The 20,995-nt window shown below is 61.6% G+C and carries 15 protein-coding genes; 4 read left to right on the top strand and 11 right to left on the bottom strand.

Going from position 1 to position 20,995, the window contains the following annotated elements:
• The first annotated feature begins 134 nt into the window (after positions 1–134).
• Positions 135–2,750: an alpha-glucan family phosphorylase gene (gene glgP / locus CVS28_RS02095; protein WP_207797145.1), complete on the top strand. Its 2,616-nt coding sequence runs from the start codon at positions 135–137 to the stop codon at positions 2,748–2,750.
• Positions 2,751–2,848: 98 nt separating this feature from the next.
• On the opposite strand, the gene glgX is transcribed toward glgP, so the two are convergent.
• From glgX to CVS28_RS02065, 6 genes are all read right to left on the bottom strand, one after another.
• Entirely contained in the window at positions 2,849–5,062 is a 2,214-nt protein-coding gene (glgX, locus tag CVS28_RS02090) for a glycogen debranching protein GlgX (protein WP_103480458.1), read from the bottom strand.
• Positions 5,063–5,064: 2 nt separating this feature from the next.
• Entirely contained in the window at positions 5,065–6,060 is a 996-nt protein-coding gene (gene rlmB / locus CVS28_RS02085; RefSeq protein ID WP_103467606.1) for a 23S rRNA (guanosine(2251)-2'-O)-methyltransferase RlmB, read from the bottom strand.
• A 221-nt stretch (positions 6,061–6,281) separates the two neighbouring features.
• On the bottom strand, positions 6,282–7,700 hold the full coding sequence (cysS, locus tag CVS28_RS02080; protein ID WP_103480457.1) for a cysteine--tRNA ligase: 1,419 nt from the start codon (positions 7,698–7,700) through the stop codon (positions 6,282–6,284).
• Positions 7,701–7,709: 9 nt separating this feature from the next.
• Positions 7,710–8,216 (bottom strand): 2-C-methyl-D-erythritol 2,4-cyclodiphosphate synthase, encoded by a 507-nt coding sequence (ispF, locus tag CVS28_RS02075; RefSeq protein ID WP_103480456.1) that lies wholly within the window; start codon positions 8,214–8,216, stop codon positions 7,710–7,712.
• Between the two features lie 5 nt (positions 8,217–8,221).
• Positions 8,222–9,001 carry a 2-C-methyl-D-erythritol 4-phosphate cytidylyltransferase gene (gene ispD / locus CVS28_RS02070; protein WP_103467609.1) on the bottom strand — a complete coding sequence of 260 codons (780 nt, stop codon included), beginning with the start codon at positions 8,999–9,001 and terminating at the stop codon, positions 8,222–8,224.
• A 93-nt stretch (positions 9,002–9,094) separates the two neighbouring features.
• Positions 9,095–9,577, bottom strand: coding sequence for a CarD family transcriptional regulator (locus CVS28_RS02065; protein ID WP_054009598.1), 483 nt, complete (start codon positions 9,575–9,577; stop codon positions 9,095–9,097).
• Positions 9,578–9,852: 275 nt separating this feature from the next.
• Between CVS28_RS02065 and CVS28_RS02060 the strand changes: the two genes are divergently transcribed.
• Positions 9,853–10,428: a hypothetical protein gene (locus CVS28_RS02060; protein ID WP_103480455.1), complete on the top strand. Its 576-nt coding sequence runs from the start codon at positions 9,853–9,855 to the stop codon at positions 10,426–10,428.
• 306 nt (positions 10,429–10,734) lie between these two features.
• Here the strand turns inward: CVS28_RS02060 and CVS28_RS02055 are convergent, their stop codons facing one another.
• The 3 genes from CVS28_RS02055 to CVS28_RS02045 form a co-directional block, all read right to left on the bottom strand.
• Entirely contained in the window at positions 10,735–15,669 is a 4,935-nt protein-coding gene (locus CVS28_RS02055; RefSeq protein WP_133159024.1) for a beta-galactosidase, read from the bottom strand.
• Positions 15,670–15,829: 160 nt separating this feature from the next.
• On the bottom strand, positions 15,830–16,510 hold the full coding sequence (locus tag CVS28_RS02050) for a response regulator transcription factor (protein ID WP_103464090.1): 681 nt from the start codon (positions 16,508–16,510) through the stop codon (positions 15,830–15,832).
• Between the two features lie 14 nt (positions 16,511–16,524).
• The gene (locus CVS28_RS02045) at positions 16,525–17,814 is read right to left on the bottom strand and encodes a sensor histidine kinase (RefSeq protein WP_243399634.1); all 1,290 of its coding nucleotides are present in this window, start codon (positions 17,812–17,814) and stop codon (positions 16,525–16,527) included.
• Between the two features lie 161 nt (positions 17,815–17,975).
• Here CVS28_RS02045 and phoU point away from each other — a divergent pair, with 161 nt between their 5' ends.
• The gene (gene phoU, locus CVS28_RS02040) at positions 17,976–18,638 is read left to right on the top strand and encodes a phosphate signaling complex protein PhoU (protein WP_103480453.1); all 663 of its coding nucleotides are present in this window, start codon (positions 17,976–17,978) and stop codon (positions 18,636–18,638) included.
• A 165-nt stretch (positions 18,639–18,803) separates the two neighbouring features.
• Here the strand turns inward: phoU and CVS28_RS02035 are convergent, their stop codons facing one another.
• A complete protein-coding gene (locus tag CVS28_RS02035) occupies positions 18,804–19,550 on the bottom strand; it encodes a phosphoglyceromutase (RefSeq protein WP_103464088.1) in 747 nt (248 codons plus the stop codon).
• 215 nt (positions 19,551–19,765) lie between these two features.
• On the opposite strand from CVS28_RS02035, the gene CVS28_RS02030 reads away from it, so the two are divergent.
• Positions 19,766–20,608, top strand: coding sequence for a class I SAM-dependent methyltransferase (locus CVS28_RS02030; RefSeq protein ID WP_423716371.1), 843 nt, complete (start codon positions 19,766–19,768; stop codon positions 20,606–20,608).
• Position 20,609: 1 nt separating this feature from the next.
• Here CVS28_RS02030 and CVS28_RS02025 read toward each other — a convergent pair whose 3' ends face one another.
• On the bottom strand, positions 20,610–20,984 hold the full coding sequence (locus CVS28_RS02025) for a DUF2516 family protein (RefSeq protein WP_243399633.1): 375 nt from the start codon (positions 20,982–20,984) through the stop codon (positions 20,610–20,612).
• Positions 20,985–20,995: the final 11 nt, after the last annotated feature.

The raw sequence follows: 20,995 nt of genomic DNA, 5'->3' as shown, positions 1-20,995 counted from the left end.
CATCCGCATTTGAGTGTGTTGGCCCGTCACGAGCGGGTCAAAGTTCGTCTTGAAACGGCCGGTCTGCGTAATGAAGTAGGTAATAAACCGCCCAAGCAATATTAGTGTCATGTTCATGGGTTACTGTGACCGGCATGAAGGCAATTCGCAGATTCACAGTTCGCACGACAGTCCCTGCGCAGATTTCTGCGCTAACGTCTCTGGCAACCAATCTTCGCTGGTCGTGGCACCTGCCCACACGCAATTTGTTTGAATCGCTCAATCCCGAGCTTTGGGAAAAATCACGATTCGATCCCCTGTCCATGCTCTCGGCGCTGTCCCGTGAACAGTTGCAGCTGCTGGCCCACGACCCTGATGTGGTGGCCCGGGTGGACAGTGCGCAGGCCAGCCTGGACTGTTACCTCAACGAACCCCGCTGGTATCAGGAGCTGGGCGCGGAGGCCCCCCAAAGCATCGCCTACTTCTCCCCCGAATTTGGCATTGCCGACGTCCTGCCCCAGTATTCAGGCGGCCTGGGTATCTTGGCAGGTGACCACCTGAAATCGGCCTCCGACCTGGGGGTCCCCTTGATCGGCGTCGGACTCTTGTACCAGGCCGGCTATTTCAAGCAGTCATTGTCCAAGGATGCGTGGCAGCAGGAAACCTACCCCTTGCTGGACCCCGACGCCTTGCCCCTGACCCTGTTGCGCGAGGACGACGGCGCACCCGTCCTTATTTCGCTCCCGCTGCCTGACAACCGGACACTGCACGCCCATATTTGGCGTGCGGACGTGGGCCGGGTGCCCCTGCTGCTCCTGGACTCCAACGTTGCCGAAAACGACGACGCCGCCCGCGGGGTCACTGACAGGCTGTACGGCGGTGGCGGTGACCACCGATTGACCCAGGAACTGCTCCTGGGCATGGGCGGGGTCAAGGCCCTGCGGGTTTATGCGCGCCTAACGGGCACAGCGGCGCCGGAAGTTTTCCACACCAACGAGGGCCATGCCGGCTTCCTGGGCATTGAGCGGATCCGCGAACTCATGGACCCGGCCCTCACCGAACACCCGCTGTCGTGGAGCGAAGCCTTGGCGGCTGGACGCGCCTCCACAGTTTTCACCACCCACACCCCGGTTCCTGCCGGAATCGACAGGTTCCCGCGCAGCATGATTGAGCACTTCTTCGCCGGCAAACTGGCTCCCGGCGTGCCTGTGCACCAGATCCTGGCGCTGGGTGCGGAGAATTACGACGGCGGCGACTCCGACGTGTTCAACATGGCCGTCATGGGTCTGCGCCTGGCCCAACGCGCCAATGGTGTGGCCAAACTGCACGGAGTTGTCTCCCGCGGCATGTTCTCCGGGCTGTGGCCGGGCTTTGACCATGAGGACATCCCCATCACCTCCGTCACCAACGGCGTGCATGTGCCCACCTGGGTGGACCCGGCGCTGGCCGAGCTGGCCCGGGAGCGTTTTGGCGCCGAAGTGCTGGACGGCCCCGACTGGTCCAAGGTGTATGACGTCACCGATGAGGAAGTGTGGGCCATGCGCCGCCGCCTCCGCGCCGCCCTTGTCAGCGATGCCCGGCGTAGATTGCGGGCGTCGTGGAAGAAGCGCGGGGCCGCCGACGCCCAGCTCGCCTGGACGGACAGTGCCCTGGACCCGGACGTGCTGACCATTGGCTTTGCCCGCCGCGTCCCCACCTACAAGCGCCTGACCTTGATGCTGCGTGATCCCGCCCGCCTCAAGGCCCTGTTGCTGCACCCTGAGCATCCCATCCAAATCATTATTGCCGGCAAGTCCCACCCCGCGGACGACGCGGGCAAGAAAATGATTCAGGACCTGGTGCAGTTCACGGATGACCCGGAGGTGCGCCACCGGATTGTGTTCTTGCCCAATTACGACATCGCAATGGCCAGGACGCTTTTCCCCGGCTGCGATGTTTGGCTGAACAACCCGCTGCGGCCGTTGGAAGCCTGTGGCACCTCGGGCATGAAGGCCGCCATCAACGGTTCGTTGAACCTGTCCGTCATGGATGGCTGGTGGGATGAACTGTACGACGGCGAAAACGGCTGGGCGATCCCCACAGCAAATACCGGCACCAGCGAAGAGGAACGCGACGACATTGAGGCTGGTGCCTTGTACGAATTGCTGGAAACTCAAGTGGCCCCTCGCTTCTACGGTGAAGTGGTGACCATGGATGCCGGCGCCGCAGGACCGTCGCAGCCACACGATGGCGCCTTGCCAGCCCATTGGATTTCCATGATCAAGCACACCCTGGCGCACCTTGGCCCGGCAGTGTCCGCCAACCGCATGGTGGCAGAGTACGTACAGCGTTTGTACCAGCCGGCTGCGGAGGCCGGCCGCCTGGCCAGGGCCAACGACTACGCCGCCACGAAGGAATTCGCGGCCTGGATAGACAATGTCCGGCCCGCCTGGGGTGGTGTCCACATTGAGCATGTGGAGTCAAACGGCCTCAACGACGAACCGCAAATTGGGGAATCATTGCAGGTCCGCGCCCACATCACTCTGGGGCAGCTACGCCCCGAGGACGTCAACGTCACGGTGGTCTATGGGACGGCCAGCGATTCCGACGAGCTTACGGCAACGCGCAGCCTGTCCCTGGACTCGGTGCAGGAGTACGGCCCCGGCCGCTACCAATTCACCACCGAGCTCGTCATTGACCGCTCAGGGAACTTTGGCTACGGCGTGCAGATCCTGCCCAAGCACGGAGCACTGGCCAATCCGGCCGAGCTGGGACTGATCACCACCGCCTGATCGGACCGCCAAACAACTGGCCCGCAGAAAACGCCGAAAATCACGGTAAAACCGTTATTTTTCGGCGTTTTCTGCGGGCCAGTTGGTCTTGATGGCGGCTACAACGGGGTCAGGTCGTTGCGGTAGATCTGAACGGTGTTGGCGTTCGCGCGCACCGCGGCACCTGCCGGAACGGGCTCAATGGTCCGGGGCAGCCGAAAGGAAGGTTCGCCGTCGTCGGTGCGTGTGGGAAGCTCGGTAGTCATCCGCAACATGTATGGGCGAGGCCCTGAAGTTTCCACAACATCCTGCTCCGTCGCCTGAGCGTCAACCGTTTCAGTATCAGCCCCAGCGTCTGCCCCTGCCTCGCTAAAGCGCGGATTGGCTGGCAGGATGACGTCTTCATCGGTGACGCCCGTATTGAAGATCACCAAGCCGTCAACAGTGCCTTCGGGGGAACCCATCAACATGGTCAGAACGCGTTCGTGCGGGTTCTTCCACCGATCAGCCGTCATGGGCTGCCCGTCGGCGCCAAACCAGTGAATGAAGGACTGCCCCCCGCGAGTGGGATAGGTGCTGGGCTGCAGCGCCAGGAAGTCCTTGCGGATCTGCGCCAGCCGGATCGTGGCGGCCAGCATGGTCTTGGCCTCATCATCCATGGACCAGTCAACCCAGGAGATCTCATTGTCCTGGCAGTAGACGTTGTTATTGCCGCCCTGGCTGCGCCCCAACTCATCGCCGGCAGTAATCATGGGCACACCCAATGCCAGCAGCATGGTAGCCATGAGATTGCGCGAGGTTTTGGCCCGCTGCGCCAACGTGGTGGGGTTGTTGGTGATCCCCTCAACACCGTGGTTCCAGCTGCGGTTGTTGCTGGTGCCGTCGCGGTTGTCTTCCTGATTGTCCAGATTGTGCTTGTGGTTGTAAGCAGTCAAGTCAGCCAGGGTAAACCCGTCGTGTGCCGTGATCAGGTTGATCGAGGCCAGCTGCCCGCGGCCTGAACCGGCAAAAATCTTGGCCGATCCGCCCAGGGCATCGCCGAAAGTGGCCAGTCCGTTGTGGTGGTAGCCCGCCAACATGGCAGCCCTGTCAGTCAGCCACACTTCACGGACCTGGTCGCGGAACGAATCATTCCAATCCGCCCAGCCGGTGGGGAAATTGCCTGTCTGCCAGCCACCGTAGCCAACATCCCAAGGCTCGGAAATGAGCTTGGTGGATGAGAGCACGCCGTCGGTGCTCGCCGCGAGCAGGAACGGGTGCTGGTTGGTGAACTCATGCCCGCCATTGCGCGCCAAGGACACGGCCAGATCAAAGCGGAACCCATCAATATGGAACTCCTCCACCCAGTACCGCAGCGAATCCATGGCCATCTTGATGACATGGGGGTTGGCGAAATTCAAGGTGTTGCCGCAGCCCGTGGTGTCGTAGTAACTGCCGTCACGCATGCGGTAGTACTGCTCTTCAGCCAGTCCACGCCAGCTGTAGTTGGGTCCACCCTGGCCACCCTCGGCTGTGTGGTTGTACACAACATCCAAGATGACCTCAATGCCCGCCATGTGCAGCAGCTTGATCATGCCCTTGAGCTCATCCTGAACGGCTGCCGGGCCGGATTCGCGCGCGGCAGCGCTGGCATATCCCACATGCGGGGCAAAGAATCCAAGGGTGTTGTAACCCCAGTAATTGCTCATGCCTGTTCCGTGCAGGTGCGGCTCATCAATGTGGAAATGGACCGGCAAAAGCTCCACGGCTGTCACGCCAAGGCTCAGCAGGTGCTTGATCATGGCGGGATGCGCCATGCCGGCATAAGTTCCGCGAATTTCCTCGGGCACATCCGGGTGCAACATTGTCTGGCCGCGCACATGTGCTTCGTAAAAAATTGTTTCCCGCCACGGGGTGTGCGGACGGGCGACTGTGCCCCAGTCAAATTCGTCGTCCATGCGCACCGACATGTACTTGGTTTCGCCCGCCGCGTTGACTTCCTCATGAATGTAGCGGCCGTAGGGATCCAGCAATAACTGCACGGCATCCGGGTCTATGAGGAGCATCTCCTCTTTGGTTGCCGCATGGTCAACGTAGAAGCCGTAGCGGCTTCCCACGGGCATGTCGGGCACCAGGGCGTGATGCACGCCGTCGGTCTTGTCCGGCAGCAGGACAGCCTTCCATGCCTCGCCCGGTGGCTGATAGCAAAGCACCACGTTGCTGTTGGCAGGGGAATAGACCGCCACGTTGGCTACCGAGCTCTGGGCACCCTTCACAGCGCTCACTCCCAGTTGGGAATGGCGCGACAAAGCAGCACCCAGAGTCCCGATGGCCTCCACGACTGTTTCGGGCATGATTAGGCCTTGGCCGCTCGTTGCCTTGAGATCTCGTAGAGGCTGATGCCTACAGCCATGGAGGCGTTTAGCGATTCCATGGCTGAATCGATCGGGATGGAGACAATCTGGTCGCAGTTTTCGCGAACCAAGCGGGACAGGCCCTTGCCTTCGGAACCAACCACAATGCACACAGGCTCCTGGGCCAAGGTGAGGTCGGGCAGCGAAATGTCACCGTCGCCGTCGAGCCCCAGCACAAAGTAGCCCATCTTCTGGAACGCACCGATGGCGCGGTTCAGGTTAGGGGCCTTGGCAACCGGAACGCGCACTGCTGCACCGGCACTGGTCTTCCACGCCGCAGCGGTGACGCCAGCGCTGCGGCGTTCGGGAACGATCACTGCATGGCCGGAGAATGCTGAAACGCTGCGGATGATGGCACCGAGGTTGCGGGTGTCAGTGATTCCGTCAAGAGCAACGATGAGCGGAGCATTGGCAATGTGGCCTTTTTTCCACTTGGCCATGATCTCGCCGGCCGTGTCAACGGCGTCTTCGTACTCGTACGGGGGGATCTGCAAAACCAGGCCCTGGTGGATGGCGTCTTCAGTGAGGCGATCCAGTTCGGGCTTCTGTGCTTCCAGCAGCGGGATGCCGCGTTCTGCCGCCAGCTTGATGGATTCACGCACGCGCTCGTCCATGTCAACGCGGACAGCAACGTACAGCACCTTCGCCGGGATGCCTGCGCGCAGCGCCTCAACCACGGAGTTGCGGCCCGTAACGAGTTCCTCCATGGCCTTGCCCTTGGGGCCGCTGTTGCGGCGGGCTGACTGGGAAGTTCCAGCGTGCTTGGCGGCCGAACGCTCAGCCAGCTCCTGGTTCTTGAACGCCTTGTGATAGGTGCGCTCTGACGCCTTGGGAGTGGGACCCTTGCCCTCGAGTGCCTTGCGACCGAGTCCGCCGGTGCCCTTGACGGGGCCCTTCTTGAGCTTGCGGACTGCGCCGGAGCGGGAAGTGTTGGCCATGGTAAAACCCTTACGATTGGTGCGGCGCCCGTGATGCCAAGGCCCCAAAGTCGTCAAACATACCTGTACGCGCGCACATTTTAGGCACACGAGATAACGGGAAAGTGAAACCCGTAGCTATTAGTTTACGGCCTGCACGCGATTTTGGTGAAAGTCAGCCAAAAAAGTGCCCATTCTCACGTGGCCGTGCTCGAGGATCAGTGATGGCTATGGGTCCGGCATTACCGCCGCAGGGACCAGGTGGAACCGTTGGCGGAGTCGGCAATGTCGATGCCGGCAGCAGCCAAGACGTCCCTGATCTTGTCCGATTCGGCCCAGTTCTTCTCGGTCCGGGCCTGCGCGCGCGCCTCCAACTGGGCCTTGACCAAAACATCCAAGGCAGCCAGTTCTGCTGTGGCATCGCCACCCCTGGCCCACTGCTCGTCCAGGGGATTGATCCCCAGGGCGTCGGTCATGGAAACGACAGCTTCCAGCGCAACGCCAGTTGCTTCAATGTCCTTCTTGGCCAGCGCTGTGTTGCCCGCGCGCACAGTCTCGTGCAGCACAGCCAAGGCTGCGGGGATGTTCAGGTCGTCGTCCATGGCGGCCGTGAAGGCGTCCGGAAGGTTGCCGGTATCACTGACTTTGCCGTTCGAGTGTGCTTGGGAAACCGCAGCGTTGACGAAGGTTTCAATGCGTTCGACGGCGGCCGCGGCCTCCGTGAGTGACCCGGGCCGGTAGTCCAGCACCGAGCGGTAGTGGGCCTGGCCCAGGTAATAGCGGACCACCAGGGGGCGGGCGATTTGGAGCATTTCCCGTGGGTTGATGGTGTTGCCGATGGACTTGGACATTTTTTCACCCTCAAAGGTGACCATGCCGTTGTGCATCCAAAAATTGGCGAAGCCGTGGCCGGCAGCCTGCGACTGGGCCATCTCGTTTTCGTGGTGCGGGAACCGCAGGTCCAAGCCGCCGCCGTGAATGTCGAACTCGGTGCCGAGGTACTTGGTCACCATGGCGGAGCATTCCAAATGCCAGCCGGGGCGGCCGGCACCCCAGGGCGATGCCCAGCTGGCGGTTTCCGGCTCGCCGGGCTTGGAACCCTTCCACAGCGCGAAGTCGCGGGCGTCCTTCTTGCCGCGAGGATCGGCGTCGGGCGCTGCCTGCATGTCGTCAATGTTCTGCCGGGTGAGTGACCCGTACTGCTTCCATGACCGGACATTAAAGTACACGTCACTGGAGTCATCCAGCGCCGGGTAGGCATGGCCGCGCTCAATCAACAAGGAAATCAGGGCGTGCATTTCCGGGATGTGGCCCGTGGCGCGGGGCTCGTAGGTGGGCTTGAGGATGCCCAGAGCGTCGTAGGCGTCCTCGAAGGCCTGTTCAAATCTGTACGCCAGGGCCCACCACGGCTCATTGTTCTCCACGGCCTTGACCAGGATTTTGTCATCAATGTCAGTCACGTTGCGCACAACGGTGACTTCCAGCCCCTTGGCCTGCAGCCAGCGGGTCAGCTGGTCGAAGGCCAGCGCAGACCGGACGTGGCCAATGTGCGGCTCGCCTTGCACAGTGGCGCCGCAATAGTAAACCGAAGCCCGCCCCTCGGTGAGGGGGACAAAGTCCCGGACGGAAGCTGTGGCGGAATCATAAAAGCGCAAGGTCACGGCTCTAGATTACCTTTCAGGCGCAGATGCGGGGGCGTTTTGGATGACAAGGGCTGTCGCGATGGCTGTGATGCCTTCGCCACGGCCGGGAAAACCCAGTTTGTCCGAGGTGGTGGCGCTGACCGAGACGGGGGCTCCGGCGGCTGCGCTCAAAACAGCCTCGGCCTCCTGCCGTCGCGGGGAAAATATTGGCCTGTTGCCCACAAATTGCACGGCAACATTGCCAATCTCAAAACCAGCAGCCCGCACGATCCGGGCGGCTTCGACCAAAAGTGTCACCCCGCTCGCACCCTTGTATTCGGGCCTGTCGGTGCCAAAGTGGGTGCCCAGATCGCCTACTCCGGCGGCGGAAAACAGGGCGTCGGCCGCTGCATGGGCCACGGCGTCGCCGTCGGAATGGCCACTGAGCCCGCGCTCACCTTCCCAGAAAAGCCCGGCAAGCCACAGCGGGGCGGGACTGTCCTCGGGTGCGAAGGCGTGGATGTCCACGCCGATGCCTGTTCGTGGCAAAATCATGCGATTTATCCTTCCACCCAGCGGGGGCGCAGAGGCCCCTCCAACATTGCTTCGGCGAGGAGCAAATCAGTGGGTGAAGTGATTTTCAGGCTGTGGGTGGAGCCCTGCACGACAAACACTTGCTCACCCAGAGCTTCCACCAGCATGGCATCGTCAGTGATCTGGGCTGCGGTCTGATCGTCCAGGGTCAGGGCGTGGGCGTAGGCCCGGCGCAAGGTTTCCAGCTCAAATCCCTGCGGCGTCTGGACGGCCCGCAGCTGGCTGCGCGCGGGAGTACCCACCACCTGTTCCACGCCAGCACCCGTGGCTGGCAGGGTTGCCGGAATAACAGTTTTGATGGTGTCAACCACGGCCAGGGCCGGGATGACTGCCTTGGCACCGTCACGCAACGCTGCGGCGACGCGGTTGAAAACGCCCGACGGCGTCAGGGGCCGGGCGGCGTCGTGAATCATCACCGTGGTGATACCCGTGGCAATGTGCGCCAGCGCCGCGTACACCGACTCGGAGCGCTGCGCGCCGCCGTCGACCACGCTAAAGAGCACTCCCGCGGCTTGGGCCTCGTTGCTCAGCTGCTGACAAATATCCACCAATTGAGCATCCTGTGCCGGAATGGCCACACAAATTTGGGCTGCCACTTTAGCCTTGAGCACTCCCCTCACGGCATGGACGAGCATTGGGTCAGCTCCGAGGGGAACCCGCGCTTTTGGAACTCCGTAACCCAAACGCTGCCCAGAACCAGCTGCAACTATTACTACCGCACACGAGCCATCTTTCACCTCAGTCATAGCCTCTACATTAGCGGCGAAGGCGCCCAAACCACCCCGTGACGCAAAAAACCCCCGCACTAGGCAGGGGTTTTTTGTTACAAGAATCAAAAACTATGAAGCCAGAACTTCGTCAAGGACTTCGGCGGCCTTGTCTTCGTCAGTCTTTTCCGCCAAGGCAAGCTCGGAGATCAGAATCTGACGCGCCTTGGCGAGCATACGCTTCTCGCCAGCGGACAGGCCGCGGTCATGGTCACGACGCCACAGATCGCGCACAACTTCTGCGACCTTGATAACGTCACCTGAGGCAAGCTTTTCCAGGTTTGCCTTGTAACGGCGAGACCAGTTGGTGGGCTCCTCCGTAAACTCCGCACGAAGCACTTCGAAAACGTGCTCCAGCCCTTCCTTGCCTACAACATCACGAACCCCAACAAGGTCTACGTTCTCAGCAGGGACCTCAATGGTCAGATCCCCCTGGGCAACCTTGAGCTTGAGATACATCTTCTCTTCACCGCGGATGGTGCGCATCTTGATCTCTTCGATCTTTGCCGCACCATGGTGTGGGTAAACTACTGTCTCGCCGACCTCAAAAAGCATGTGGATTCTCCCTTTCCAATAGTCCTAGTTTACCACGGTTAACTAGCCGCTCCCTTGAGTTTCCGCAGGTCAGGGACTGCCAGCGCTACGCTGACCGCGCAATTGTTCCAACAATTGGAGAATTGCTGACCCCTTGACTAAGCGGTGAGAAGATGCAGTCAGTGATTGGGCCCATGGGCGCCAAAGTCCTCAAACAGTGCCGGAAGCGCACATTGGACCCATTTGCGGATAAGCTGAGCAAAGATATTTTGTCTTTTCCATGAGGAGTTATTGACGTGAGAATCGCTGCCGGCATCCGCGGTACCAAACGATTGCAACGCTTGAGCCTGATTGCAGCCATCGGCGTTGGCGCCCTGGCCTTCACCGGTTGCTCAGCCATCAACCAGCAAAGCACCACCTTGGTTTACTCCGCATCTGATGGAGTTCGCAAGAACATGGGTCAGCTGGAGCTGCGCAACGTACTGATTGTCTCCGAGGCTGCTGGCAGCCCCGGGCGCCTCATTGGCACGTTCTACAACCAGTCTGCCGCCGACATCACCTTGACGATCAGCGGCGCGCAGGGCTCCCAGACTGAAGTCACTGTTAAGCCCGGCACGCCCTTGGTCCTGGACACCGTCGGCGACAAGGCTATTCTCAGCACCATGGCCCAGCCCCCGGGCGCCATGGAAACGCTTGAACTGCGCCAGTCCGGCGGAGCCACGGAAACTGCCACTTTGCAGGTTCCAGTTCTGGATGGCACCTTGGCCGAATACAAGAACTTGTTGCCGACGCCGGCCACCACCGCTTCACCGTCGGACGTTTCCAGCGCAGCACCGACTGACACCGCAACAGCTGAAGCTGCCAAGCACTAAGTTGTTTTGCTCCCGCATCTCGGGACGCAGCTGCGGGGCACACAAAGCGGGGCCGGCCATCATGACGATGGTTGGCCCCGCTTTTTTGCGCCCGGCGGCGGGCTTTTGCCTCCATCCGCAGCGCCGCCCAGTGGCATGAGGTCCGCGCCCCGTTCCGCTGGGGGCGCCCCGTCAACGAGGTGCCACAAGCGGAACGGGGCGCCGGTGTGGGTGATTAAACAAACTGACCCGCAGTAGTGGCTGAAAATAGCCCGTTTCGGGGAGATTTTCGACCACTACTGCGGGTCAGTTGCCAGGAGCTACCGCTTAGCCATGGATGCGGCGGCGGCGAACCAAGATGGTTGCCGCTCCTGCAAACAAGGCCAGCAACGCAAAGGCCAGGATCGGGAGGACCCCGTTGGCGCCTGTGCTGGCCAGGTCATCTGCGGTTGCGGCTGTTGTGGCTGCCCCCGCGGTGGCGGGCTGACTGGCACCGCTGCCGGTGACTGTCAGTGCAATGCTGACCTCCACTGATTTGCCCTCGGCGCTGGTGCCGGCAATGACTACCATGTGCTTGCCAGCAGGTACGTTGGCGGGCAGCTGGGTGGTCAAGGTGACTGTGCCATCTGCCGCAACCACCGAAGTGCCCAACAGGACCGGCTCCGAGTGCAGCGTGAACGTTGCCGTGGTGCCGGGCTTGAAGTTCTTCCCCGTGATGGTCAGGTTCCCGCCCGGTGCCACAGTTGCATCGCTAACGCTGCCACTGGCGGTGTTGGTGGGAACGGTCGACGGCGTGGCACTAGCCGACGGAGTTGCCGTCGCGGACGGAGTTGCCGTGGTACTAGCCGACGGAGTTGCCGTCGCCGACGGAGTTGCCGTGGTACTAGCCGAAGGGGTTGCCGTTGCCGAAGGCGTTGCCGTTGCCGAAGGAGTGGCACTCGGCGTCGCGGACGGAGTTGCCGTGGCACTTGCCGAAGGCGTGGTGCCCGGTTCCGCCACGGTGATGACGACAGCCTTGGTGCCCAAGACGGCGCCGGAAACGGCATCCTTGATGATCACCGTATTGGCGTAGTTGCCCTTGGCCGCGAAGCTGTGCTCGGAAGAGTACGCACCGTTGACCACGGGAACCGTGACAGCCGCAGTACCGTCACCGTAGGTGATGACGGCATTGGTGACTGCACCGTTTCCGATGGCTGCCAAAGCGGACGTTCCGCTGATGGCTACCTTCTCACCGACGTCGACCGTGGACTTGGCAGCCGCCGCCGTCACAACCGGCGCGGTGTAATCCGGGGCCGTGTTCAGCGTGGTGGGCACGCCGCCCAGACTGGTTCCGCGATCCACCAAGGTGAAGGAATCCGGGCCCTGGGCGTCGCGCTCGGTGGACAGGGCGATGGCGAGAGTGTTCTTGCCGCTCTTGTTCAGGAATCCGCTGGGGATGGTGAACGTGCTTTGCGGACCCACATTGCCAACCCAGGTGCCGGTGTTCCAGCCATTGACGTAGATGACGGCGCGCGCAAAGGACTGCCGTCCGTTGTCGAACTTGGTGTCGTTGACCTTCAGGCCAATGGCTGTGTCGGTGCCGGCGGGGATGCTGAGGTTAAAGTTGCTGCGGTACCAGGTAACTCCGGCCTTGGCGGGCTTGAAGTTGCTGGCGTCGGCCCACATCGCATCCGGGTAGGAGGGGAGGTACCAACCGGCACGCTCACCGTACAGACCACCGGTGTTGTACATGGTCCTGGCAATATCAACCGGAGCAGCCTTGTCCTTAGCGCCCTGCAGTTTCCAAGTAACGGCGCCACTGCTGGGCAGCACCGCGTCGAAGAGGCCGCGGTTCTGGCGGGACAATCCGTCGTCGCTCCAGTCAAGGTTCTGGCCATTGTTGCGGACCACTGCCGAAACCAGTGTGGCTTCGCCGTTCTTGATGACACCGGCAGGGACCTGCAGGGTTTGCATGCTGCCAGTGGCTGCAGCGGCGCCAACAAAGGTGCCATTGACCCAGACGAGCATGTTTCCGGCGGATCCGCCCTGTCCGCGCAGCTGGATGCTGGTCGCGGCTGAGGAGGCCGTGAAGCTGGCTCGGTACCAGGTGTCGCCTTCATAGAAGCCGTAGAAGGCGGTGTCCAGGACCTTGCCCTGGTTGGGGCCGGGGCCCTGACGCGTGTTGGCGGCTGTGGTTGCTGTGGCAACCAGCCACTTGGAGTCATCAAACGCCACTGCGGACTCCGGGTTTTCACCCGAAACTTTCCAGTTGGTCAATGCCGGCAGGACAGCCGGAGCCGGTCCGCCAAGGTTGGCGACAAGCTGGCCATTGGCACCAACTGTTGTTACCAGGGCCTGCCCATTCCAGCTGGCCTTGGTGATGCCGGCCGGAACGTAAATGTTGATGGCGCGCGCTGCCTTGGTGTCGCCCACCAGGTTGACGGTGTCGCCGTCGAACTCGGCGGAGCGGAGCAGGTCAACACCTGCAACCATGACGCTCTTGTTGGTGGTGCCGCCCTTGACGATGCCATCCACGCTCCACTGCTGGCCCGTGGCCGTACGGTCGGTGGTGACAATGCGCAGTTCGGGGGCGCCGCCGCCGCTGATCTTCACCGAGGTGCCACTACCGTGCACATAGTTCAGGCGCAGCGTCTTGGTGGCAGCGTCCCACACGGACTCCACAGCAGTTCCGCCCAAGGTGGTGACAGCGGGCTCGGAGGCGTATTTGAGGACCGTCTCGCCGGCGTCGTTCTTGGCGCCGTTGAGTACCAGCAGTGTGCCGGTGGCGACGGGCATCTTCGTGAACAGCTCCGAGGTGCTGTACATGAGCTTCTGTCCGTCAAAGGCGTAGTCCGCAATGACCATGTTGGCGTCGCGGCCGTGCATGCTCAGGAACGTGCCTGCCTTTTGCGGGACCCTGTTGAACGTGATGGAGTCCGCGGGTGCCGGAGGCGTGGTGGTGCTGCCCGGCGTTGAGGTCTCGATGGCGTCAATCGCCACAAAAGTTCCAATCGAGGCAGGATCGCCCTTTACGCCAGTGTTGACCACCTTGATGGTGTGCTCCACGGCGGGGTCAAGACCCTTCTTTTCGAAGGCCTTGAACTGGGCCTCGCTGGGCGTTCCGGACTTGAAGGTGTTGGTCTCGCCCACCTTGACGCCGTCAATGAAGACGTCCGCCTTGGCATGGTTGTAAGCGCGCGGGGAAATCAAGCGGATTTCGGCAGCCTTAAAGGTGTACTCGTAGAACGCCCCGGCTGTGGGACTGGACGATTCCGTGCCCTTGTAGTCGTTGACGGTCCAGTTCTTGCCCGTCTCGTGAGCCCACTGGGACACGCCACCGACGGCGGAGTAGCGGATGGCAGGGTCGACGTCGTCGAGCTTCACAACGGTGGCCGGTGTGGCGGCTGCGATGACGTCAAAGGCGTCGATGGTGACGTTGGTGCCTTGGCTTGCGGCATCCTTCTGGCCTGTCACCACAATCTTGATGGTGTGCTCAACACTGGGATCCAGACCCTCCTTTTGGAAGGCAACATACTGGAAGTTGGCGTTCTGGCCTCGGTAGGTGTTGGTCTGGCCAACTTTCACACCGTCAATGTAGACATCACCGTAGCCGTGGTTGGTGGACTGGGCGGAAATAACCCGGATGCCGGCGCCGGTGAACTTGTACTCAACGGAGTCGCCGGTGGTTTCGCTGAACGTTTCGGTGCCCTTGTAGTTGCCGGCGGCCCAGGCTTCCCCGTTGGACTTGCCCCACGTACCCGTGTACTTGATGGCGGCGGTGTCCCGGTCATCATTGGTGTAACTTGCCACGATGACCTGCTGTCGCGGTGACAGGGTCAAGGGAAAGGAGTACTTCAGCTCAGTGGTGCTGTTGCTGTCGGTTTGGCGGAACCCCAGGAAACGGGAGCCGTTGCCCGTGACGGAATCTGTGGCCAGGTTCTCGGTGGCGATGCGCTGGTAGGACTTGATGGTGCCTGCGGCGGCGTCCACCGTGACGGGTGCGCCGTCCTGGGGCACCATGTTGGAGATGGGGGCGAAGTCTTTTTGGAAGTAGCCCAATTCCTTTTGCACTGCCGCCTTGGGCGTGAGCTGGCGGTCCTCGTTGATGGGTGCGCCGTAGTCATAGGAGGTGAAGCCGGACGACGGCGAACCTGTCCAGCCCCAGTTGGTGCCACCGTACTGCATGTAGTAGTTGAACATGTTAATGCCATTGTTGAGGTTGTTCACCCCGTATTGACGGGTGAAGGCGGGGTCAACAAATTCGGCGCACTTGTCCGTATTGAAGCTGGCGCCCCACGGGGTGAACGCGCCGCCCTGGCCTTCGGGAATGAACATGGGGCTGGTGGTCGTCACTGCACGGTAGCGCGCTTCCATGTCGGGGATTTGGCCGCGGTTGGGATTGGCACAGTTGAAGCCCAAGGGGTACTGGTCAAAGGAGTAGAAGTCCAGTCCGGTGTCGCCGCCGCCGCTCGGCCGGCCGCTTCCGGGATTGAAGTCGCCCTTGAAGCCCCAGTCGTTGTGGAAGACGGGGACCGTGATGCCGTCACCCTTGATCTTCTTCACGAGGTCCTTCATGAAAGGAACCCGGTCACGGGATTCGTCGTACAACTCATTTTCTGCCTGGTACATTACGATGGAACCGCCACCATCGGAGACCTGGTGCTTGACGGCGATCTTGTTGAAGGCGTCGAGCCAGCTCAGTGATTCGCGCAGCGCTTCCGGGTCCATGCTGCGGAGGGATTGCGAGCCGTTCTTGGTCAAGTAGGCCGGCAGGCCGCCCATGGATACTTCAGCATTGATGTAGGGTCCGGGGCGGGCAATGACGTACAGGCCTTCTTCCTCGGCCATGTCCAGCAGGAGTTCAATGTCCTTGATGCCGGTGAAATCAAACTTGCCGGGCTCGGTGGAGTGCAGGCCCCAGAAGAAGTACAGCGAGACGGCGTTGAAGCCGCTGGCACGCATCTTCTGGAACATGTCGCGCCAGTCGTCGGTGCCGGGCAGACGCCAATAGTGGAACTCGCCGCTCCAGACGTTGAGGCGTTCGCCGTCCACCTTCAACGACTTGGAGTCGAAAGTGACGGTGTGTGCCTTGCCGTCGTTGCCGGGGAAGATGACCTTGTCGGCAGACAAGGCCGAGGTTGTCACGGATTCTGCCGTGACCGCCGTATTTTGTGCCAACGCCGGGCTTGAAACAGCCATTAGTCCCATGGCGGCGGTGGCCATGATCGCCACGACCTTGCGGCCGCGGGGTCGCCGTGCGGCCCTCAATGATGGGGAATTCATAAATTAGGTCCCTCAATTTTTGATGCAGCCGCAGCGGCCACCCGTAATGTTATCCATCACAGCATATGGCGCGGGTCACACTGGGGCAATCAAAACCTAACTTATAAGCTCATATGACGCCCTTATGACAAGGGTGTGCACATAATTGACGGTTGTCCGTCTACGGCTCGAATTTATAGCCCAATCCGCGCACCGTGACAAGGTATTTGGGCACTGCCGGGTCGGGCTCAATCTTGCTGCGAAGGCGCTTGACGTGAACATCGAGGGTCTTGGTGTCCCCCACATAGTCAGAACCCCAGACCCGGTCAATGAGCTGCCCGCGGGTGAGCACCTTCCCGGCGTTGCGCAGCAACATTTCCAGGAGTTCAAACTCTTTGAGGGGGAACGCCACGGATTCACCATGGACACTGACAACGTGCCGCTCCACGTCCATGCGCACCGGGCCCGCATGCACTGTGGCATTCATGAGCTCTTCCGGCTCCGCCAAGCGCCGCAGCACGGCCCTGATGCGTGCTATCAGCTCACGGGAGGAATAAGGCTTGGTCACGTAGTCGTCGGCGCCAAGTTCCAGCCCCACCACCTTGTCGATTTCCGAGTCCTTGGCTGTGAGCATGATGACGGGAACATTGGAGCGCTGGCGCAAGTGCTTGCACACTTCGGTGCCGCTCATGCCCGGCAGCTGCAGGTCCAGCAACACCAGATCGGCGCCGCTGCGCTCAAATTCAACAATGGCATCCAAACCGTTGTCCACAACCTGGACTTCGTAGCCCTCCTTGGCCAGCAGGAAGGACAGCGGGTCGCTGATGGAATCCTCGTCTTCAACAATCAAAATTCTGCTCACGCTTGTTGCGCTCCTTAGATCATTCTGGGGTGCCGGTTCGCGCTGTGATCAGCGCCGCCGTCGGACGTTGGGTGGGAAAGTTGCGGCAGGCGCACGGTGAAGGTTGAGCCCATTTTCGGTGCCGACCACACCGTCACTTCACCGCCGTGGTTGCTCACAATGTGTTTGACGATGCTCAGCCCAAGCCCCGTGCCACCTGTATGGCGGGATCGGGCGGCATCGACGCGGTAGAAGCGCTCAAAAATTCTGTCCTGCTCGACCGGGGAGAGCCCGTCACCCTGATCGGAAATACTGACGGAGACCACGCCGTCGCCTACCGACAGGCCGATCCCCACCTGGGTGTTTTCCGGGGAATAGCGCACGGCGTTGTCGATCAGGTTGCGCAGGGCCGTGACCAATTGGGCCTGGTCGCCGTACACCTCAGCAACTTTATGCGGTCCCACGGCAAGATTGATGTTCTTGCTTTGGGCCGGCAGGCGGGTTCTGTCCACAGCCTCGGCGATCACTGCATTCATGTCAACGTCGGTGCCCACGCGGGCAACGTCCTTGCCCTGCAACCGTGAGAGTTCAATGATGTCCTGCACCAGCGCGGCCAGGCGGGCGGATTCTGTCATCATGCGCTTGGCAAAGCGGCGCACGGTGGCTTGGTCCTCCGGCGCAGATTCAAGGGCCTCTGCCAGCAGCGAGATGGCGCCCACCGGTGTCTTGAGTTCGTGGGAAACGTTGGCCACAAAATCATTGCGGACAGCTTCGGTGCGCGCAATTTCGGTGCGGTCATCAGCCAGCAGGAGAATGTATTCCTCGCCCAGCGGCGCCACGCGCACCTGAATCACCAAGGTTCCCTGCCCCGGCGCCGTGGATGACTGTGGCACATTTGCGGTGTGGGCCTCCACCGCCGCCCCCTGGGTGCCGGCCGAATGTGAGCTTGGCGTGGGGCTTGGATGGGGCGCCGCATGGGGCAAAACCTGGCGCGGCAGGATCAAGTCGCGTTCCTCAATGACCCCATCACGACGCACTCTGTGTGCCAGCTCAATCAGCTCCTTGTGCACCACCGTGTGGCCGCGCACCAAACCGAAGGCGTAGGCGCCCGGGCTGGCCCGCACCACGCCGTCGACCGTGTCAATCACAATGAAGGCCTTGCCCACCACCGAAAGCACTTCCGCAGCGCCCTCGGGCAGCGTTGGTTCGGCAATATCCAGCGGCTGCTTGCGCGATCTTTCGCTGATGCTAAAGGCGAGCATGCCAAACACGCCAAGGGTCAGGCCAATAAGCCCGGCAACTACTCCAACCAACAGGGGATCCACGCAACCAGCCTATGCCGTTGCGGGGTGATTTTAGCCAAAACTGACTCCACACAGCCCTCGTTCAACAAACGTTCACCTTTTAGTGCGCTCATGTTCACATGGAAGTGGCATGCTGGAACGTATTGAGGCCCCCCGTGGGCTGCCCATGAAAGGACACACGCGTGCGTAAAGTTTTCCAGGCCGAACTTCACCAAATTGGCGAGGGACTTATTGAGATCTCTGCCCTGGTTGGCGAGGCCATCACCAAGGCGTCGACCGCTTTCGCTGCCGCTGATCTGCAGACAGCCCAGGAAGTCATTGCCGCGGACGCCCGCATCGATTTCCTGCAGAACGACCTGGACGAACGCGCCATTGACGTGCTTGCCTTGCAGGGCCCCGTGGCCAGCGATCTGCGCATGATTGTCGGTTCGCTGCGGATGAGCGCGTCCCTGGAACGCATGGGCGACTTGGCCCGTCACATTGCCCAACTGACCCGGCTGCGCTTCCCCAACCAGGTCATTCCGGCGTCGCTGACCAGCACCTTCGCCGAGTTGGCGCGTCTGGACATCGTCATTGCGGAGAAGGTCACCGAGCTGCTGGACTCCCGCGACTTGGAGCTGGTGGGCGACATTGCCGCCGCCAAGAGCCAGATCAACAAACTCCACAAGAGTGTTTTCTCCACCATGGCAGCCCCGGACTGGAATGAAACCGCTGCAACAACCGTGGATGTCACCTTGGCCAGCCGCTACTTTGAACGCTTTGGCGACCACGGCGTCTCCGTAGCCCGCAAAGTTTCCTACCTGGTGACGGGTGAATGGCAGCCCGAGGACTTCCTCACCGTCTAGCCTGTCGCAGCAACACCCGGCGCGCCCACTGCCGCGAGGGACCCGCTTCGAGCTTGCGAGAAGTGGGAGCGGCTGGGGATGGGCGCGCTTGCGTTAAAGTTCGACGGCGGCGGGCCACCTTTTCAACAAAGGTGGCCCGCCGCCGTCGTACTTTAAGCGGTGGAGTTACTTTTTGCCCTGATTGGCAACGGCCTGGATGGACGCCGCGGCAGCTTCCGGATCCAGGTACTTGCCACCGGGAGTGATGGGGGCGAAGTTCTCATCCAGTTCGTATACCAGCGGGATGCCCGTGGGGATGTTCAGGGACGCGATGGCCTCATCCGAGATGCCGTCCAGGTGCTTGACCAGGGCGCGCAGTGAGTTGCCGTGGGCCGTGACCAGAACAGTCTTGCCGGCCTTGAGGTCTTCCTTGATGTCTGATTCCCAGTACGGGAGCAGACGGACAAGGACGTCCTTGAGGCACTCGGTGCGCGGGAGGGCGTCACCCAGGTCTGCGTAGCGGGGGTCGTGGGCCTGGGAGAACTCGCTGTCATCGGAGAGGGGCGGCGGCGGGGTGTCGTAGCTGCGACGCCATTCCATGAACTGATCTTCACCGTACTCGGCCAGCGTCTGGGCCTTGTCCTTGCCCTGCAATGCGCCGTAGTGGCGTTCGTTCAGGCGCCAGTCGCGCTTGACGTCGATCCAGCCGCGGTCGGCAACATCAAGGGCAAGGTTGGCGGTGTTGATGGCACGCTTGAGGCGCGAGGTGTACAGCACGTCCGGGAGAACATTGTTCTCAACCAGCAGCTCACCGCCGCGGGCGGCCTCTGTGCGGCCCTGATCATTCAGGTCAACATCCACCCAACCGGTGAACAGGTTCTTGGCGTTCCACTCACTGTGGCCATGGCGAAGCAAAATCAGCGTATAAGTCATAGTTTCATCCTACCGGGCGGGGCTGCGCGGACCTGAATTGCTACGCGGCACTGCTTCTGCGGGGCCTGACCCTGAACTTCTGCGGTGAACCCGCCGCGAGTTCTGCGCATAAACACTCATGCGCAAAACCCACCGCGGGTCTGGCGCATAATTTCAGGGTCCGGGCCCGCCACCCCTGGTCAGGACCTCCTGCCGCGCACCTCTAAACTTGTTCTGTGGTTCAACGTGCGCAGCGGGTCAAAGGCAATTCCGTGGACCCTGCTGCCAGGGCCACGCGCCAGCGCAACAAGCCCTTTGGCAATGTCACCCGCGGCACCACCAACCCCAATCGTTTGCGCCGGGTGGACCGCTGGCTGGCAGGCCCGCAGGCGTGGCGGCTGCGGCGCGAGGCCAATCCGCTGGTGATCGATTTGGGCTACGGGGGCTCCCCCGCCACAGCCGTTGAACTGTATGCGCGTCTCCAGGCAGTCTGCCCGGACGTGCACGTCACGGGCATTGAAATTGAGCCCGAGCGGGTCCGCATTGCCAAACCCCTGGAGCATGAAGGCCTTGATTTCCGGGTGGGCGGGTTTGAGATTCCGGTTCCGGGGCAGGCCACCATGGTCCGCGCCTTCAACGTGCTGCGCCAATATGATGAGGCCGACGTTGCGCTCATTTGGGACACGGTCCGCGCCCGGCTGTCCCCGCACGGCATTTTTGTGGATGGCACGTGCGATGAGATTGGCCGCCGCACCACCTGGATTGCGCTGGATAAGACAGGCCCGCAATCGCTGACCATTTCGCTGCGCTTTGGCGCCTTCGAGCTGCCCAGTGACGTAGCCGAGAGGCTGCCCAAGGCACTCATCCACCACAATGCGCCGGGCGAAAAGATCCACGGTTTTCTGCAGGCGCTGGATCAGCATTGGCTCGCCGGGGCGCCGCTGGCATCGTTTGGGAACCGGCAGCGTTGGCTGTCCATGTGCCAAAAAATGTACGACGCCGGATGGCCGGTGGTGCGCGCACCCTCACGGTGGCGCTTGGGTGAGCTGACCGTGGCGTGGTCAGCCGTGGCGCCCTAAACTACCAGGACGATCCACGGTTTTGCTGGCCATTGCCGCGGCCGCGAACTTCAACCAACACGGGGCGGACGTCGGCCAGGTAAACACCGGCAGCCGTGACCCCGGCCAGGCAGAGAATCATGCCCATGCCCAGCGAGGGAGCCATCGGCACCGGACCCCCCAGGGACATGATGGGCCCAATGATGAAGAGGAAACCAAAGAAGGACGCCCCGGCGGTCAGTGCCGTCCAGAACGTCTTGGTCTTCTTGTAGACCCGCTCAAAAGCCGAGGCTGGCGTGCGCAGGCAATCGCCCAGCGCCCACAACTGAATGCCTAGGGCGAGCAGACCAAAGGCCACCAGGATGAGGAACTCTACATAGATCAAAAAGATAGCCACAATTCAAGCTT

This window comes from Arthrobacter glacialis (assembly GCF_002909415.1).
In the GTDB taxonomy this organism is placed as follows: domain Bacteria; phylum Actinomycetota; class Actinomycetes; order Actinomycetales; family Micrococcaceae; genus Specibacter; species Specibacter glacialis.
The sequence above is the reverse complement of the archived record's forward strand: the minus strand, read 5'-3'. Positions and strand labels throughout refer to the sequence as shown.